The sequence below is a fragment of the Rhodococcus sp. D-46 genome, from assembly GCF_011290655.1.
Taxonomy (GTDB): domain Bacteria; phylum Actinomycetota; class Actinomycetes; order Mycobacteriales; family Mycobacteriaceae; genus Rhodococcus_F; species Rhodococcus_F qingshengii.
Map to the genome: position 1 here is coordinate 510,590 of NZ_JAANTF010000005.1, position 16,374 is coordinate 526,963.

Below are 16,374 nucleotides of genomic sequence, written 5' to 3' on the forward strand. Positions count from 1 at the left end.
TCAATTCGAGATTACCGCCGATTCCAGGAGTGCTGCCTAGAGAAATGCGGACGGGAAGAGTTCGCGGTAACTCGGGATTCCGGCTACCGACGTGGCGTCGAGAATCGCTGTGACGATCGCACGTTCGACCACCTGGGCCGAAGCCGCGCACACCGCGTCGAGTATCGGCAGATCGTTCGGGAAAGCGTCCGGAACCGTGATCTCCGAATTCGGAGTGTGATCACCGGTGGCGAGCGCAAAGATCGTGTCGCCGTCGAGCGGCGAATGTGCGGGCCGAATTGCTCGGGCCAGGCCGTCATGACCTGCGACGGCGACGCGTCGGCACCCGGCTTTCGTCAAGGCGGCGTCAGTGGCGACCACACCGATCGTGGTGTTGAGGACGGTTCCCTTGGCTGCAACGGCGTTGGCCGACGCGAGTTCGGACGCGTCGGGGAGCCTGAGGCCGAACGACTCCGCGCCGTCCGAGCCGACGCCCCACGGCAGGCCTGTTCTGGGGTCGAAGACCGAACCCACCGGATTCGCCACGATCAAGGCGGAGACCGTCGTCCCCTCGGCGGGGCCGTCGGCGATCACGACGCTGGCCGTTCCCACCCCACCCTTGAGCGCTCCGGCTCTGGCACCTACCCCCGCGCCGACCGTGCCCGTGGCGAATTCGCGCGAAGCAGTGTCGGCAGCGAGGAATCCGAAATCGCCGGTCGGACGAACGGTCCAGTCCCCCACCGGCAGATCGAAGATCACGGCGCCGGGCACGATCGGTACTACCTGGCCGGGAGCGCCCATCGCGATCCCGTGATCGTGTTCCTCGAGCCAGCGCATCACTCCGTCGGCCGCGGCAAGTCCGTAGGCACTACCGCCGGTCAACAGCACGGCATTGACCTGCTGGACCGAATGGCTCGGGTCGAGCAGATCGGTCTCGCGGGTACCCGGACCGCCGCCCCGGACGTCGACTCCGGCGACCACACCGGCCGACGCGAGCACGACCGTGCAGCCGGTGGCTGCGCCGCTTCCGAGAGTGGCTCCCTCGTCGAGCTTGTGGTGATGACCGACGGCGAGGCCGGCGACATCTGTCAGCGAATCAGTGGGCCCGGTCCGCGTTGTGGTCATGGCATGAGCGCCTGGACGAGGGAGTCCTGCATCCACGTCAACCAGTGATAGACGTCGAGATGCGGGGCTCGCGGGTCGTCGGGTTCGAGGCTCTCCGGTGTGTCGGCGTCGATGCCGAGATTGGTTCCGAGCGCGAGACGGACGTCGTTGAGCGAGGACAGCCAGGCATCGGCCTGTTCCTGCGTGAGAACGACCTTGCCGCCGGCCTCCGGAAGCGAAGCCAACAACATGCGAGCGGACTCACGCTTGGCATCGATGATCTCGGGCTCGTGCAAACTGCGCAGCGCGCCGTTGACATTGGCACCGGCGTCGTCGAGATCGTCACTGTCCGGAGCGACCTTGTCCGGATCGGTGCGCTGGAAGTCGGGCAGCAAACGCGCCAATACCGGATTGTCGGGTGTCTCCGAATTTCCGGTACGAAGGCCCGTCAGCGCGGCGAGCTCGTCTTGCGGCGCCGAAGACGCACGCTCGTCGAGAAGCCCGGTCACCGACTCCACGAGCGAGCGCAGAACCGCCGCCTCGTGGCCGTCCATCTCGGACTTGAACTTCACTCCGCCGAGTGAACTCTTCCTACTCCACGTCCGCACGCGTCGGACTCCCGTCTACGAGTTAGGCGAACAAATCGGTCGAAAAAGTGCTTTTCTCAGGTGTCGTCGCGTTGCATCGTGGCCCAGAGACCGGCAGCGTGGAGGCGACGAACATCGGCCTCCATCTTGTCGCGCGAACCGCTCGAGACCACGGCCTTGCCCTCCGAATGGACCTGCATCATCAGGTCGGTGGCCTTGGCTTTGCTGTAGCCGAACAACTTCTGGAACACGTAAGTCACGTAATGCATGAGATTGACCGGGTCGTCCCAGACGATGGTCACCCAGGGCCGATCTGCGGCTTCGATGGTCGAAACAGCCTCCGACTGCTCGGGCGTGGCTTGAGGAGAGGAAGCCGTAGCGCCTCTCATCGTTACGTTCGCCGAGTAAGTGCCGGACACGGTCGCGCCGCCGAAAACCATGTATCCAGGGTACGGCGCGACGAGAGGCGACAACACCCACCCACGTCGTCTCGCGCATAGAGTTGTGTGCGTGCCTACGCAAATTTCCGACATCCGCGACGCCGGTGCCAGCACCGCACTGCTCACCGATCAGTACGAACTGACCATGCTCTCGGCGGCTCTCGCCGACGGATCTGCCTTCCGCAACTGCAGTTTCGAGGTATTTGCACGGCGGCTGCCAGACGGCCGTCGCTACGGCGTCGTCGCCGGTACCGAACGCCTTCTCGACGCACTCGAGCAGTTCCGGTTCGGTGAACCGGAACTGGCGATCGTTGCAAAATTTCTCGACGACACGACCGTCGAGTGGCTGCGCAACTATCGATTCTCCGGTGACATCGACGGCTACCGCGAGGGCGATTTCTACTTCCCCGGCTCACCGATCCTCTCGGTCCGCGGAACTTTCGCCGAGTGCGTCATCCTCGAAACCTTGATTCTCTCGATCCTCAACCACGACAGCGCGATCGCTTCGGCCGCAGCCCGCATGGTGAGCGCAGCGGGCGGTCGACGGATGATCGAGATGGGCTCGCGTCGTACACACGAACAGGCCGCCGTCGCCGCTTCACGTGCCGCCTATCTCGCCGGCTTCGACGCCACCTCCAACCTCGAAGCCGCGCGGCGTCACGACGTACCCAGCGCAGGTACCAGCGCGCACGCCTTCACGCTCCTGCACACCACCGATGACGGTCCGGACGAAGCCGCGGCATTCCGCGGTCAGGTCGCCGCTCTGGGCGTATCCACCACCTTGTTGGTCGACACCTACGACATCACCGAGGGCGTGAAAACGGCTGTCGCCGTTGCCGGTCCCGAACTGGGTGGAGTTCGCATCGACTCCGGTGATCTCGGCGTTCTTGCTCGTCAGGTACGCCAGCAACTCGACGATCTCGGTGCTACCAAAACACGCATCGTCGTCTCCGGCGACCTGGACGAGTACGCGATCGCGGCTCTGCGCGCCGAACCCGTCGACTCGTACGGCGTCGGCACTTCCCTGGTCACCGGATCAGGCGCCCCCACCGCCGGCATGGTCTACAAACTTGTCGAGGTCGACGGAATCGCGGTCGAGAAGAGAAGCACCAACAAGGCATCTCGCGGCGGCGCCAAGAAGGCACTGCGCGTAGTGCGTCCGACCGGAACGATCGTCGAAGAAGTCATCTACCCCGCCGGATCACCGTCACCTGTCTCCGAGGCGGACGGCGCGACCGAACTGCTGATCCCGCTGGTTCGCGAAGGCAAGGTCGTCGACAGCGCGCCGACGCTCGAAGAGAGCAGAGCAGTTCTGAAGGCAGGGCTCGTGAGCCTGCCGTGGGAAGGCCTCAAGCTCTCGCGCGGAGACTCGGCTGTGCCCGTTCGATTCACCGGAGGTGAGCACCAGTGAGTGCAAAAGCACTGATAATTGTCGACGTTCAGAACGATTTCTGTGAAGGTGGAGCTCTTGCAGTCGACGGCGGTGCTGCGGTTGCGGGAGCCGTCAACGATTTCGTCAACTCCCACGAGTACGACGCCGTAGTCGCGACTCGCGATTTCCACATCGACCCTGGGGCGCACTTCTCCGAGAATCCCGACTTCATCGACAGCTGGCCGGTTCACTGCGTCGTCGGGACAGCCGGCGCCGAGTTCCATCCGGCGTTCGACGCTTCCGTCGCCGGGTCGGCGATCTTCTCCAAGGGCGACTACAGCGCGGCCTACTCCGGTTTCGAAGGAGCAGCCGAGGACGGCACGACGCTCGAGGACTGGCTCCGCGCCCACGAGATCACCGACGTCGACGTGATCGGAATTGCCACGGATCACTGTGTCAAGGCCACGGCCGTCGATGCCGCGCGCGCGGGGTTCGCCACGACTGTCCTTCTCCCCTTCACCGCTGGTGTGTCGACCGCCACGATCGAGTCGGCATTGGTGCAGATGCGGGAGGCGGGAGTGCAGCTGATCGGGCGAGACGAGGCCTCGTCGCAAGAAGACTCGAATGCCGGGGAACCACCCCGGGAATCATCCGTGGACGTTTCTGACGTAGGGATCCATTAACCTTCGTGGGTGGCCGATCAACTCCCGAACGTTCCCGAACTGCTCCAGACAGCGGTGCGGTCGCTCGGCGGTGCCGAACGAACCAGTCAGCTGACGATGGCGTCCGCCGTGGCGCACTCGATCGACACCGGCGAGCATCTGGCCGTCCAGGCCGGCACCGGTACCGGTAAGTCGCTCGCCTACCTCGTTCCGAGCCTGCGCCACGCGGTCGAATCGGGACGCACCGTGGTCGTGTCCACCGCCACCATCGCGCTGCAGCGTCAGCTCGTCGACCGAGATCTGCCTCGACTCGCCGATGCCCTGAAGAAGCCACTCGGCCGACGCGCAGAGTTCGCAATCCTCAAGGGCCGCAACAACTATCTGTGCATGAACAAGATCCATACCGGCGCGTCCGAGCAGCCACCCGAGGACGAGTTGTTCGATCCGTTCACGGTCTCGCGTCTCGGCCGGGAGGTCGTCCGCCTCACCGAATGGTCCTCCGACACCGAAACCGGTGATCGGGACGAATTGGTGCCGGGCGTATCCGATCAGGCGTGGCGGCAGGTCAGTGTCACCTCCCGCGAATGCATCGGTAAGAACCAGTGCCCGGTCGGTGAGGACTGCTTCGCCGAGCGCGCCCGAGTCGAGGCGTCGAAGGCCGACGTAGTGGTCACCAACCACGCACTGCTCGCGATCGACGCCATCACCGGCATCCAGATCCTGCCTGACCACGACGTCGTGGTGATCGACGAGGCCCACGAGTTGGTCGACCGCGTCACCGGCGTCGCCACGGCCGATCTCACTGCCGCCTCGATCAGTGCCGCGGCCCGGCGTTGCGGCAAGATCGCCGAAGAGCAGGATGCCGATCGCCTCGAAGCTGCCGGCGAGGGGTGGGCTGGACTCCTCGAGGAATTGCGCCCAGGTCGCTGGGAAGGCCTCCCGGACGGGGCGGCACCCGCACTGGCTGCGATCCGCGACGCGGCCTGGTCGCTGCGCACCGCTATCGGTCCGGCCAAACCGGGCATGGCAGCCGCAGACCCCGAAGCCGCTGCGGCCCGCAACGCCGCACTCTCGTCCGTCGACGACGTCCACGACAGTGCCGTGCGTATTCTCACCGCTTTCGACGAACCCGACCCGGCCAAGCGCAAGGACGTCGTCTGGCTGTCCTCGGACGAGTTCCGCGGATCGGTGCGGCGCTCCGTCCGGATGGCTCCGCTCTCCGTCGGCGGATTGCTGCGCTCGCGACTGTTCGCCGAATCCACCGTCGTTCTCACTTCCGCGACACTGACCGTCGGCGGATCGTTCGACGGTCTCGCCGTCAACTGGGGTCTTCCTGCGGAATCGTCCGCGCGCCCCGACTCGGGTACCGCCATCGGCACCGAAGCACCTTCTGACGCTTCGGCTTTCCGCTGGAACTCACTCGACGTCGGGTCGCCCTTCGACCATGCAAAGGCCGGCATCATCTACATTGCCCGCCACCTCCCTACGCCCGGCCGCGACGGCCTCTCCCCGGTCTATCTCGACGAGATCGCCGAACTCGTCGAGGCTGCGGGCGGACGCGCCCTCGGCCTGTTCTCGTCGATGCGCGCCGCCAAAGCCGCCTCGGAGGCGATGCGTGAACGCCTCGATACCCCCATCCTGTGCCAGGGCGACGACGCCACCGGCACCCTCGTCAAGGCCTTCGCCAAGGACGAACCCACGTCACTGTTCGGCACGTTGTCCCTGTGGCAGGGCGTCGATGTTCCGGGTCCGTCACTGAGCCTCGTCATCTTGGACCGGATTCCGTTCCCGCGCCCGGACGACCCGCTGTTGATGGCTCGCCAGCAGGCTATCGAATCCCATGGCGATAACGGCTTTCTCAGCGTCTCGGCCAATCACGCGGCGCTGCTCCTGGCACAGGGCGTCGGCCGTCTGCTTCGTAGCACCGACGACAAGGGCGTGGTGGCCGTGCTCGATCCGCGTCTGGCCACGGCGAGATACGCGGGTTACCTTCGCGCATCGCTGCCTCCGTTCTGGGAGACGACCAACCCCGAAGTCGTCCGCAAGGCGCTCGCCCGCATCCGCGACTCACGTCGCTGACCCAGTTCTCACGCGGGCACAATTCTGCCCCGGTACCGACCGAACGGACCGGGGCAGAATGCAATACGTCAGACGCTCGGAGTGGTCACCAACCCGAGTTCGGACGCATCGACCAACAACCGGTGATGCGGCAGCACCCGCACGGTGTATCCCACGGAGCCGGAGACCGGAAGCGCAACCTCGGCTTCGAAGATCTCGGTTCCGTCCTCGGCGCCGAAGTGTGTCATCGGGAACGTCACCACGTCGGTGAGCTCCTCGCCCGGGCTGACGCGTCCCAGGACTGCCTGTACCTGGACATCCGAGACCGACAAGCCGCCGAGACGGACCTTGGCCTTCAACGAGATGGTCGCACCGATCTCCGGAGTGTCCGGCAGTCCGGAACCGTCCACCTGCTCGACGGCGACGGACGGCCACTGCGATTCGATGCGACGGCGGAACTCGGCCACCTCACGCGCGCCGGCAAAATCGTCCGCCACTACCGCTCGAGCTGATTCCGCCGAAGGGGCGTAGTAGTCGACGGCGTAGTCACGAACCATGCGTGATGCCAACACCTTCGGACCCAGATTCTCGAGGGTGTGGCGAACCCTCTCGACCCAGCGCGTCGGCAGATCGGCTGCATCACGGTCGTAGAACGTCGGCAGTACCGCGTGCTCGAGAAGTTCGTAGAGGGCGCTGGCTTCCAGATCGTCACGCCGCACGTCGTCGAGAACACCGTCGGCCGTCGGAATGGCCCACCCGTTCTCGCCGTCGTACATCTCGTCCCACCATCCGTCGCGAATGGAGAGGTTGAGGCCGCCGTTGAGCGCGGATTTCATGCCGGAAGTACCGCACGCCTCGAGGGGGCGAAGCGGGTTGTTGAGCCACACGTCGCAGCCCCAGTACAAGTAGCGGGCCATCGACATGTCGTAATCAGGCAGGAAGACGATGCGGTGACGCACATCCGCTTCGTCGGCGAACCGCACGACCTGCTGGATGAGTGCCTTACCGCCGTCGTCGGCGGGGTGCGACTTGCCGGCCACCACCAACTGCACCGGACGTTTCTCGTCGAGCAACATCGCACGCAGACGCTCGGGATCACGCAGCATCAGCGTCAACCGCTTGTACGTCGGAACGCGCCTCGCGAATCCGACTGTCAAGACGTTGGGATCGAATACTCCAGTGGTCCAGCCGAGTTCGGCCTCGGTCGCGCCGCGTTCGAGCCAGGACGCTCGGACACGACGACGAACTTCGTCGACCAACTTGCCGCGCAACGCATTACGTGTTTCCCACAGTTCGGTTGCCGACAACTCGTGCAGGCGCTCCCACCCGCGTGCTTCTTCGAGTTGCTCCTGACCGACGATCCGCCTGGCCACGTCCATCCACTCCGGCGCCGCCCACGTCGGCGCGTGAACACCGTTGGTGACCGAACCGATCGGCACCTCGTCGGCGTCGAAGCCCGGCCAGAGACCGTTGAACATGTCGCGACTGACGATGCCGTGCAACTTCGAGACGCCGTTGGCTCGCTGGCCCAGGCGAAGACCCATGTGCGCCATGTTGAAGATCGACGGATCGGCTTCACGCCCCATCCCGACGATGCGGTCGACGGTCAGGCCGGGAAGCAAACTCGATTCGTTCTCGCCGTTCGCTCCGCCGAAGTAGTGACGGACCAGATCCGCCGGGAAGCGGTCGATTCCGGCGGGAACCGGAGTGTGCGTCGTGAAGACCGTTCCGGCACGGACCGCGGCCAGAGCCGAATCGAAGTCCAGACCGCTGGTGGTGACAAGTTCCCGAATCCGTTCGATGCCGAGGAATCCGGCATGCCCCTCGTTCATGTGGAACACCTCGGGATCGGGCAATCCGTACGCCGCGGTGTAGGCGCGCACCGCGCGGACGCCGCCGATACCCGCGAGGATCTCCTGCTTGATGCGGTGATCCTGGTCCCCGCCGTAGAGACGGTCCGTGACGCCGCGCAGATCCGCGTCGTTCTCGGCGATGTCGGAATCGAGCAGCAGCAACGGCACTCGTCCGACCTGAGCGATCCACACTCGCGCACGCAGCACCCGGCCACCGGGCATGGCGACGTGAATGACGACCGGCGATCCGTCTTCGGAAGCCGGGCCTGCGTCCGTCAGCAAACGAAGAGGCAACCCTTGAGGGTCGTGCGGCGGGTAGTGCTCGGCCTGCCAACCGTCGGCGGTCAGCGACTGGCGGAAGTAGCCGGATCGGTAGAGCAGTCCGACGCCGATGAGCGGCAGCCCGAGGTCGGACGCGGCCTTGAGGTGATCGCCCGCCAGGATGCCCAATCCACCGGAGTAGTTGGGCAGAACTTCGCTGACTCCGAACTCCATGGAGAAGTACGCAATTCCGCCGGCTAACGATGTGCCCTTGGCCTGCTGGGACTGATACCAACGCGGGGTGCTCAGATAAGCATCGAGATCGGCTGCTGCAGTGTCGAGGTCACCGAGAAATGCCTCGTCACTGCTGAGTTCGTCGAGACGGGTGGGGTCGACTTCCCCGAGCATGCGGACCGGATCGAACTGGACTGCTTGCCAGAGTTCGGGGTCGAGTCGCGAGAACAGATCCTGTGTCTCGGGATGCCACGACCACCGAAGGTTGGTGGACAGGGGGCCGAGCGCGGCGAGGCGCTCCGGAAGGTGGGCTCGGACAGTGAACCGACGCAAGGCTTTCACCCCGCGAACCCTAGTCGAGTTCCTTGCACTCTGTCCGGTGGAACCGAACGCCCGAGCCGACCTGACCACCGACAGACCCGAATTCGTCGTTATCAGCACTCCAGCGCCGCACCCACTACGGTTGAACCCGGCGAAAGAAAGTTTTACCGCGATCCATCACCAGAAATGGAGCTTCCCGTGTCAGGACGCCTCGGTATCGACGACGTGGTACCCGAGATCTCGGGTAACTATCCGGCAAAGGCCGTGGTCGGTGAAGTCTTCCCAGTGCACGCAACCGTGTGGCGAGAAGGCCACGACGCCATTTCCGCCACTCTTGTCGTGCGTGGTCCGCGCGGTACCAAGCCGCTGCGCATTCCGATGGATCCCGGGACCGAACCGGACACCGTCGACGCGGTGTTCACGCCGTCCGCCGAAGGCATGTGGTCGTTCCGGATCGAGGCGTGGAGCGATCCCATCGCCACCTGGAAGCACGCCGTGGAAGCAAAGCTCGCCGTCGGGCAAGGGGCGGCCGAGTTGGCCAACGACCTGGAAATCGGTGCGCGCCTGTTCGAACAGGCCGCGCACGAGGTACCGCGGGGCAACAGGTCCAGGCTCGAGGCCGTCACGGCGTCGCTGCGCAGCGATCAGGCGCTGACGGCTCGCGTCGCGCCGGCCTTCGCCTCCGACGTCGCCGAACTGCTCCGCGCCACTCCGCTCCGTGAACTGGTCACCAAGGGCGAGTCCCACCCCGTCGTCGTCGATCGCAACCGTGCACTGTTCGGATCGTGGTACGAGTTCTTCCCCCGCTCGACGGGCGGTTGGGACGAGAACGGGGTGCCGCAACACGGTACTTTCCGAACCTCGGCCGAAGACCTACCCCGCATCGCCGCAATGGGTTTCGACGTCGTCTACCTTCCGCCGATCCATCCCATCGGCGAGATCAACCGCAAGGGACGCAACAACACTCTCACTCCCGAACCCGGTGACGTCGGCTCGCCGTGGGCCATCGGCTCGGTCGACGGCGGGCACGACGCTGTTCACCCGCAACTCGGCACGCTCAAGGACTTCAAGGCCTTCGTCGCTGCGGCCCGCAGGCTCGATCTCGAAGTGGCACTGGATCTCGCGCTGCAGTGCGCCCCGGATCATCCATGGGCCAAGAAGCATCCGGAGTGGTTCAACGTCCTTCCCGACGGCACCATCGCCTACGCCGAGAACCCGCCCAAGAAGTATCAGGACATCTACCCGATCAACTTCGACACCGATCCTCGCGGTCTGGACAAGGAAATCTTGCGAGTCGTCCGACACTGGATCAGTGCCGGCGTCAAGATCTTCCGGGTCGACAACCCGCACACCAAGCCGCCGAACTTCTGGGAGACGCTCATCTCGGAGGTCAAGAAGACCGACCCCGACGTCCTGTTCCTCGCCGAGGCATTCACTCGTCCGGCGCGCATGTACGGCCTTGCCCGGCGCGGGTTCACGCAGTCGTACACGTACTTCACCTGGCGAGTTGCGAAGTGGGAACTCACCGAATTCGGTAACGAGCTGGCGGCGAAGGCCGACGAAGCCCGACCGAACCTCTTCGTGAACACGCCGGACATCCTGCACGAGTCCCTCCAGCACGGTGGGCCCGGAATGTTCGCTCTACGAGCAGCTCTCGCCGCCACCCTGGCGCCGACGTGGGGCGTCTACTCCGGTTACGAACTCTACGAACACCAAGCCGTTCGCCCCGGCAGCGAGGAATACCTCGACTCCGAGAAGTACGAACTTCGGCCGCGCCGTTTCGCCGAAGCAGCAGCGCGAGGCGAATCTCTCGAGCCGTGGATCACCGCACTCAATCGCATCCGGCGTGCACACCCGGCCCTGCAGCAGTTGCGGAACCTGCACTTTCACCACATCGACAACGACGCGTTGATCGCCTACTCGAAGTTCGACGCCTCGACCGGTGACGCCGTCCTGACGGTGATCAACCTCAACCCGTTCGCTGCAGAAGAGGGCACCGTCTGGTTGGACATGCCGGCGCTCGGACGCGAATGGCACGACCACATGACCGTGCTCGACGAGGTAACCGGTGAGCAGTTCAATTGGGGCCAAGCCAATTTCGTCCGCCTCGAGCCCTGGCGTTCGGTGGCGCACATCCTCGCGCTCCCACCCGTTCCGTATCCGGCCCGGATCTCTCTGGCCTACCAAGCACGCAATGCGCACCGCGCAGGTGGAGGCAAGTGATGTCAACCGAGAAGTTCCCTTCGGGTATCGCACCGGACAATCACGATCTGGAGCTGTTGGCGCGCGGTGAACATCACGATCCGCACAGTGTCCTCGGCGCCCATCCCCACGCCGACGGCACCGTTCTGCGAGCGTTGCGTCCCAACGCCGAGTCCGTCAGTGCCGTCATCGGCGGCAAAAACTTTCCTCTCGAACATGTTTCGAACGGAATCTTCGCGGCTCTAATCCCCTACCCCGACCTGATCGACTATCGCTATTCCGTGACGTACCCGGGTGGACACACGGTTCTCGCAGCCGACCCTTACCGGTTCCTGCCTACTCTCGGTGAACTCGACCTACACCTGTTCGGCGAAGGTCGGCACGAACGATTGTGGGACATCCTCGGTGCACATCCGCGTTCTTACGAGACACCGGATGGACCCGTCGACGGCACCTCGTTCGCCGTCTGGGCTCCGGCCGCCCGCGGCGTGACCGTCGTCGGCGACTTCGACGGGTGGAGTGGGCAATTCGCCCCCATGCGAGTCCTCGGATCCACTGGGGTCTGGGAACTCTTCCTGCCCGACATCGCAGTCGGTTCGCTGTACAAGTTCCGGGTCCACGGCCACGACGGCTCCGTTCGCGACAAGGCCGATCCCATGGCATTCGGTACCGAGGTCCCGCCGGCGACTGCATCGCGAGTGACCACCAGTTCGCATGAGTGGAACGACGCGGCCTGGCTCGAAACCCGCGCCGGTGTCGATCCTTCGCAGTCCCCGATGAGCGTGTACGAGGTGCACCTCGGATCGTGGCGTCCCGGGCTCGACTACCGGCAGATGGCCGAGCAACTCGCCGTCTACGTCACCGAAACCGGATTCACCCACGTCGAACTGCTGCCCGTCTCCGAGCATCCGTTCGGTGGATCGTGGGGATACCAGGTCACCTCGTACTACGCACCGACCTCCCGCTTCGGCACCCCGGACGACTTCCGCTGGTTCGTCGACCACCTGCACGCCGCAGGGATAGGTGTCATCGTCGACTGGGTGCCTGCACACTTCCCCAAAGACGAGTGGGCCCTGGCTCGTTTCGACGGAACTCCCCTGTACGAGCACGCCGATCCGCGTCGCGGCGAGCAGTTGGACTGGGGCACATACGTATTCGACTTCGGTCGCCGCGAGGTGCGCAACTTCCTCGTCGCCAATGCACTCTTCTGGCTCGAGGAGTTCCACATCGACGGACTTCGCGTCGACGCTGTCGCATCGATGCTGTACCTGGATTACTCACGCCCGGAAGGTGGATGGACTCCCAACATTCACGGCGGCCGCGAGAATCTCGAAGCTGTTGCGTTCCTGCAGGAGATGAACGCCACCGTCCACAAGAACCATCGAGGAGTCGTCACCGTCGCCGAGGAGTCGACGGCGTGGCCCGGAGTCACTCGGGCGACCAATGTCGGCGGCCTCGGATTCAACATGAAGTGGAACATGGGGTGGATGCACGACACCCTCGGGTTCCTCGGTCACGACCCGGTACACCGGACCTACCACCATCACGAGATCACGTTCTCACTGATGTACGCGTGGAGTGAGAACTACCTGCTACCGATCAGCCATGACGAAGTGGTGCACGGCAAAGGAACTCTGTGGACCCGGATGCCCGGGAACGACTTCGCCAAGGCGTCCGGCCTGCGCTCACTGCTTGCATACATGTGGGCGCATCCAGGCAAGCAACTGCTGTTCATGGGACAGGAATTCGGTCAGAGTGCGGAATGGTCGGAAGAACGCGGCCTCGACTGGTGGCAGCTCGACGATCAGTACACCGGCACTCTCCATCGCGGCGTCCAGCGACTGGTCGGCGATCTCAACTCCGCGTACCGACGTCATCCGGCCATGTGGACCCTCGACACCTCGCCCGGTGGATACTCCTGGATCGACGCCAACGACACCGAGAACAACGTCCTCAGTTTTCTGCGTTACGGTACTGACGGTTCGATTGTCGCCTGCCTGTTCAACTTCTCGGGCAGTGAGCACTCGAGCTACCGCGTCGGGCTACCAGAGCCCGGCCGATGGGTGGAAATTCTCAACACCGATGCCGAGGTGTACGGCGGCTCCGGAGTCGGGAACCTCGGAGCGGTCACAGCAACGTCGCATTCGTGGCACGGTCGGCCAGCCTCCGCACAGGTGGCGCTGCCAGCTGCTGGAGCGATTTGGATAAGTCTGGAGCGTTGATGGTCGGCCGGCGAGTAGTCATTGTCACGTCGTCACTGTTGGCAGTGGCAGCACTGCTCGCCGGTTGTGCCCAGGGAACGAGTGGCCACGCCGTCTCGATTTATCACGATCCCTTCCGCGTCGCCGGACTCGACGCAACGGCAGGACCAAGTGGGTTGCGTCCGGGAGCCCCCAACGCCGACCGAGCAATCACCGGCACCGACGGCGGGGACATCGACGCGCTGGCAGCCAACGCCATCACAGACATCGAAACCTACTGGGCCGCCGAGTACCCGGCTCTGTTCGACAAGCCCTTCGAACCGGTCGACGAGCTGATCTCGTGGGACCCCACCGAATCGAACGGCCCGGACTTCTGTGAGGAGACCACCGAAGAACTCATCAACGCCGGGTACTGCAGCATCGATCACACCATCGGTTGGGATCGTGAATTGCTGCTGCCCGAGGTGCGGGAGAAGTTCGGTGAAGTGGCCGTCGCGTTCATCTTTGCGCACGAGTACGGCCATGCCGTTCAACGCAAGGCCGGGATCGTCGGCGGTAAACGAGACGCAGCCCTGGTGCGCGAACAGCAAGCCGACTGTTTCGGTGGCGCCTTCTTGCGGCACGTCGCCGAGGACAAGGCCGCACACTTCACGATGAACACCTCCGACGGACTCAACAAGGTGTTGGCGTCGGCGGTCGCCATCCGCGACGAAGACCCTAATGATCCTGAGAGCCACCATGGTTCGGCGTTCGAGCGCGTCACCGCCACTCAGATCGGCTTCACCGACGGCGCCGGTGCGTGCGCGAAGATGGACGCCGACGAAATCGAGTCACGACGTGCAGACCTCCCGCAGCAGTTCGCCGAGGGCAACGATTCCGGAGAACTGCCCGTCACCGAGGCAACTCTCGACGAGTTCGTGAAGACCTTCCAAGCGATCTTCGATCTACCTCAGCCACCGAAGGTCGTGTTCACCGGCGCAGACACCGGGTGCAGCGATGCCGTTGCGACCGAACCCGTCTCGTACTGCCCGTCGACGAACACCATCGGAATCAGCGTCGACGACCTTGCCGAGCGCGGCACGCCGGGTCGCGTCGGGCGACGCGAGTTGATCCAGACCAACATCACCGGTGACTACAACGCCTATGTCCTGCTCGCGTCGAGGTACACCCTCGCGATGCAGAAGGAGAATGGCCAATCGCTCGACACTCCGCAGACTGCCCTGCGCGCCGCCTGCCTGTCCGGCGTCATCACCGCAGCGCTCAGTCCCACCAACGCCGCGGCGTCCGGAGCACAGGTCACACTCTCCCCCGGCGACCTCGACGAAGCCGTATCGGGGCTGCTGACCGACGGCCTGGCTGCCAGTGATGTCAACGGTGAGACGGTTCCGAGCGGGTTCGCACGTGTCGACGCGTTCCGGACCGGCGTTCTCGGTGGCCGGGAAGTGTGCGACAGCCGCTACACGGAGTAGCGACTGCCGGTCCACACGTCAGTAGAGAGCGGAAGCCAACTTACGACGGGCCGCGATGACGATCGGTTCTGCCGGGTCGAACAGTTCGAACAGTTCGAGCAGGCGCGTCCGAGCGGCAGCCTTGTCGTCGCCGGCAGTTCGCGAGACCACCGAGATCAAGCGGGCGAACGACGCCTCGGGTTGCTGGGCGAACATTTCCAGGTCGGCCGCAGCGAACTGCAGTTCGAGATCGGACGGATCAGCATCCGCGGCCGCAATCGACTCGGGATCGACACCCTGAACCCGAGCCATGAACTTCACCTGGCGGACAGCGCTCTTGGCCTCCGCATTGTTGGGTTCGGCGTCGAGAATTTCCTGGTACGCAGCGATGGCGGCGTCGAGATCGCCCTCGTCCAGCGCGGTTTCAGCGGCCACGAAGCGAGGATCCTCGACCTCCTCCACCGGTTCGTCCGCGTCGGAGACCGGCCCACTCAACTTGCCCTCGACAGCTTGGAGGACTGCGTCGAACCACTGGCTGAGCTGCGCCTCTGGCTGAGCGCCCTGAAAATCGGCCAACGGCTGACCAGCCGCGACAGCAACAACCGTCGGAACCGACTGGACACCGAATGCCTGCGCGATACGAGGGCTCACGTCGACGTCGACGTTGGCAAGAATCCACTTGCCGCCGGCTCGCGCTGCAAATGATTCGAGAACTTCGGTGAATACGACCGAGGGCTCGTATGCGCGGCCACCGATGTTGACGATCACCGGCACCTGGCTCGACTTCAGCAGGACTTCGCTTTCGAAGTTCTCCTCGGTCACCTCGATCACTGCCCCGGAGACAGCAGAAACGGCCCCGTCGCCGCTGGTGTTACGCGGCGGTGGTGGGGCCGTGGCCCGCTCTTTGAAGGCGGACAAGTCGACTGCGCCGCTCATGGCGGCAGCAACTGCGGACGAACGCGCGGGGGGCCTGGAACCTGGTCGAGTCACGGCTCCCAGTTTGTCACGAGTTGCGAGAAGCTACGTAGAGGGATGCAGCACTCAGACGAGCGCCGCGTTGCCCTTGGACGCCTCGAACTCCGTGGACAGCTCACCGAGCTTGCCGTTTCGCACTGCCCAGCGTTCGAAGATGACGGTGCCGAAGGGCGGAACGCTCGAGATCAGCGCAAGGATCGTGGTCTTGACGTCCCACTTGAGCGACCACGCGGTCAGGAGTGCAACAACGATGAACACCAGGAAGCCGGCGGTTCCGTGGACCATTCCGGGGATGCGAATCGCTTCTTCGTGTCCGAGGACCCACTTGAAGAACATGGCAACCAGCAAGGCCGCCCAGGTCACAGCTTCCCACCACGCCACCAGACGGAAGCGTTTCGCGGGAGTGGATACGTCAAAGATGTTCGCCATGAGGCCATTGTGCCCGAACAACTACGACGCCCCGTAGTTGTGTGAGCAAAACCACGGGGCGTCGCAGAGCGAGAGCGCTCGTTCAGGTGTATTTAGACACTCAGGCCTTGGGGACGCGGACGATGAGTGCGTCGCCTTGTCCGCCGCCGCCGCAGAGTGCGGCTGCGCCGATGCCGCCGCCGCGGCGTTGCAGTTCGAGGGCGAGGTGCAGGGCGATGCGGGCGCCGGACATGCCGAGGGGGTGGCCG

12 protein-coding genes and 1 pseudogene are annotated in these 16,374 nt (G+C 64.5%); 6 read left to right on the top strand and 7 right to left on the bottom strand.

The window, feature by feature from the left end; translation table 11 throughout:
- Positions 1-36 precede the first annotated feature (36 nt).
- From G9U53_RS15665 to clpS, 3 genes are read right to left on the bottom strand one after another with little or no spacing between them, the layout of a single operon-like run.
- Complete coding sequence (locus tag G9U53_RS15665; RefSeq protein ID WP_007733272.1) at positions 37-1,104, bottom strand: P1 family peptidase; 1,068 nt, start codon at positions 1,102-1,104, stop codon at positions 37-39.
- Positions 1,101-1,691 (bottom strand): DUF2017 domain-containing protein, encoded by a 591-nt coding sequence (locus tag G9U53_RS15670; RefSeq protein ID WP_003945318.1) that lies wholly within the window; start codon positions 1,689-1,691, stop codon positions 1,101-1,103. The genes G9U53_RS15665 and G9U53_RS15670 overlap by 4 nt, the downstream gene beginning before the upstream one ends.
- A gap of 56 nt (positions 1,692-1,747) precedes the next feature.
- On the bottom strand, positions 1,748-2,059 hold the full coding sequence (gene clpS / locus G9U53_RS15675; protein WP_037132099.1) for an ATP-dependent Clp protease adapter ClpS: 312 nt from the start codon (positions 2,057-2,059) through the stop codon (positions 1,748-1,750).
- 121 nt (positions 2,060-2,180) lie between these two features.
- Between clpS and G9U53_RS15680 the strand changes: the two genes are divergently transcribed.
- The 3 genes from G9U53_RS15680 to G9U53_RS15690 are packed head-to-tail and all read left to right on the top strand — an operon-like array spanning position 2,181 to position 6,223.
- Positions 2,181-3,521, top strand: a complete 1,341-nt coding sequence (locus G9U53_RS15680) for a nicotinate phosphoribosyltransferase (RefSeq protein ID WP_165638877.1) — start codon at positions 2,181-2,183, stop codon at positions 3,519-3,521.
- Positions 3,518-4,165 carry a nicotinamidase gene (locus G9U53_RS15685; protein ID WP_165638878.1) on the top strand — a complete coding sequence of 216 codons (648 nt, stop codon included), beginning with the start codon at positions 3,518-3,520 and terminating at the stop codon, positions 4,163-4,165. Before G9U53_RS15680 ends, G9U53_RS15685 begins: the two co-directional genes overlap by 4 nt.
- 9 nt (positions 4,166-4,174) lie before the next feature.
- The gene (locus tag G9U53_RS15690) at positions 4,175-6,223 is read left to right on the top strand and encodes an ATP-dependent DNA helicase (protein WP_165638879.1); all 2,049 of its coding nucleotides are present in this window, start codon (positions 4,175-4,177) and stop codon (positions 6,221-6,223) included.
- Between the two features lie 68 nt (positions 6,224-6,291).
- Here G9U53_RS15690 and glgP read toward each other — a convergent pair whose 3' ends face one another.
- Positions 6,292-8,892: an alpha-glucan family phosphorylase gene (gene glgP / locus G9U53_RS15695; protein ID WP_003945364.1), complete on the bottom strand. Its 2,601-nt coding sequence runs from the start codon at positions 8,890-8,892 to the stop codon at positions 6,292-6,294.
- A 177-nt stretch (positions 8,893-9,069) separates the two neighbouring features.
- Between glgP and G9U53_RS15700 the strand changes: the two genes are divergently transcribed.
- From G9U53_RS15700 to G9U53_RS15710, 3 genes are read left to right on the top strand one after another with little or no spacing between them, the layout of a single operon-like run.
- Positions 9,070-11,094 (top strand): alpha-1,4-glucan--maltose-1-phosphate maltosyltransferase, encoded by a 2,025-nt coding sequence (locus G9U53_RS15700; protein WP_003945303.1) that lies wholly within the window; start codon positions 9,070-9,072, stop codon positions 11,092-11,094.
- A complete protein-coding gene (glgB, locus tag G9U53_RS15705) occupies positions 11,094-13,295 on the top strand; it encodes a 1,4-alpha-glucan branching protein GlgB (protein WP_083056093.1) in 2,202 nt (733 codons plus the stop codon). The genes G9U53_RS15700 and glgB overlap by 1 nt, the downstream gene beginning before the upstream one ends.
- Positions 13,295-14,743, top strand: a complete 1,449-nt coding sequence (locus G9U53_RS15710) for a neutral zinc metallopeptidase (RefSeq protein ID WP_003945377.1) — start codon at positions 13,295-13,297, stop codon at positions 14,741-14,743. Before glgB ends, G9U53_RS15710 begins: the two co-directional genes overlap by 1 nt.
- 18 nt (positions 14,744-14,761) lie before the next feature.
- Here G9U53_RS15710 and G9U53_RS15715 read toward each other — a convergent pair whose 3' ends face one another.
- The 3 genes and pseudogenes from G9U53_RS15715 to G9U53_RS15725 all read right to left on the bottom strand — a co-directional run.
- Positions 14,762-15,658, bottom strand: a complete 897-nt coding sequence (locus tag G9U53_RS15715; protein WP_030537899.1) for a tetratricopeptide repeat protein — start codon at positions 15,656-15,658, stop codon at positions 14,762-14,764.
- 105 nt (positions 15,659-15,763) lie between these two features.
- Positions 15,764-16,126, bottom strand: coding sequence for a DUF3817 domain-containing protein (locus G9U53_RS15720; protein ID WP_003945330.1), 363 nt, complete (start codon positions 16,124-16,126; stop codon positions 15,764-15,766).
- Positions 16,127-16,226: 100 nt separating this feature from the next.
- Positions 16,227-16,374 (bottom strand): annotated as a pseudogene (locus G9U53_RS15725) (acetyl-CoA C-acyltransferase); the annotation flags it as partial.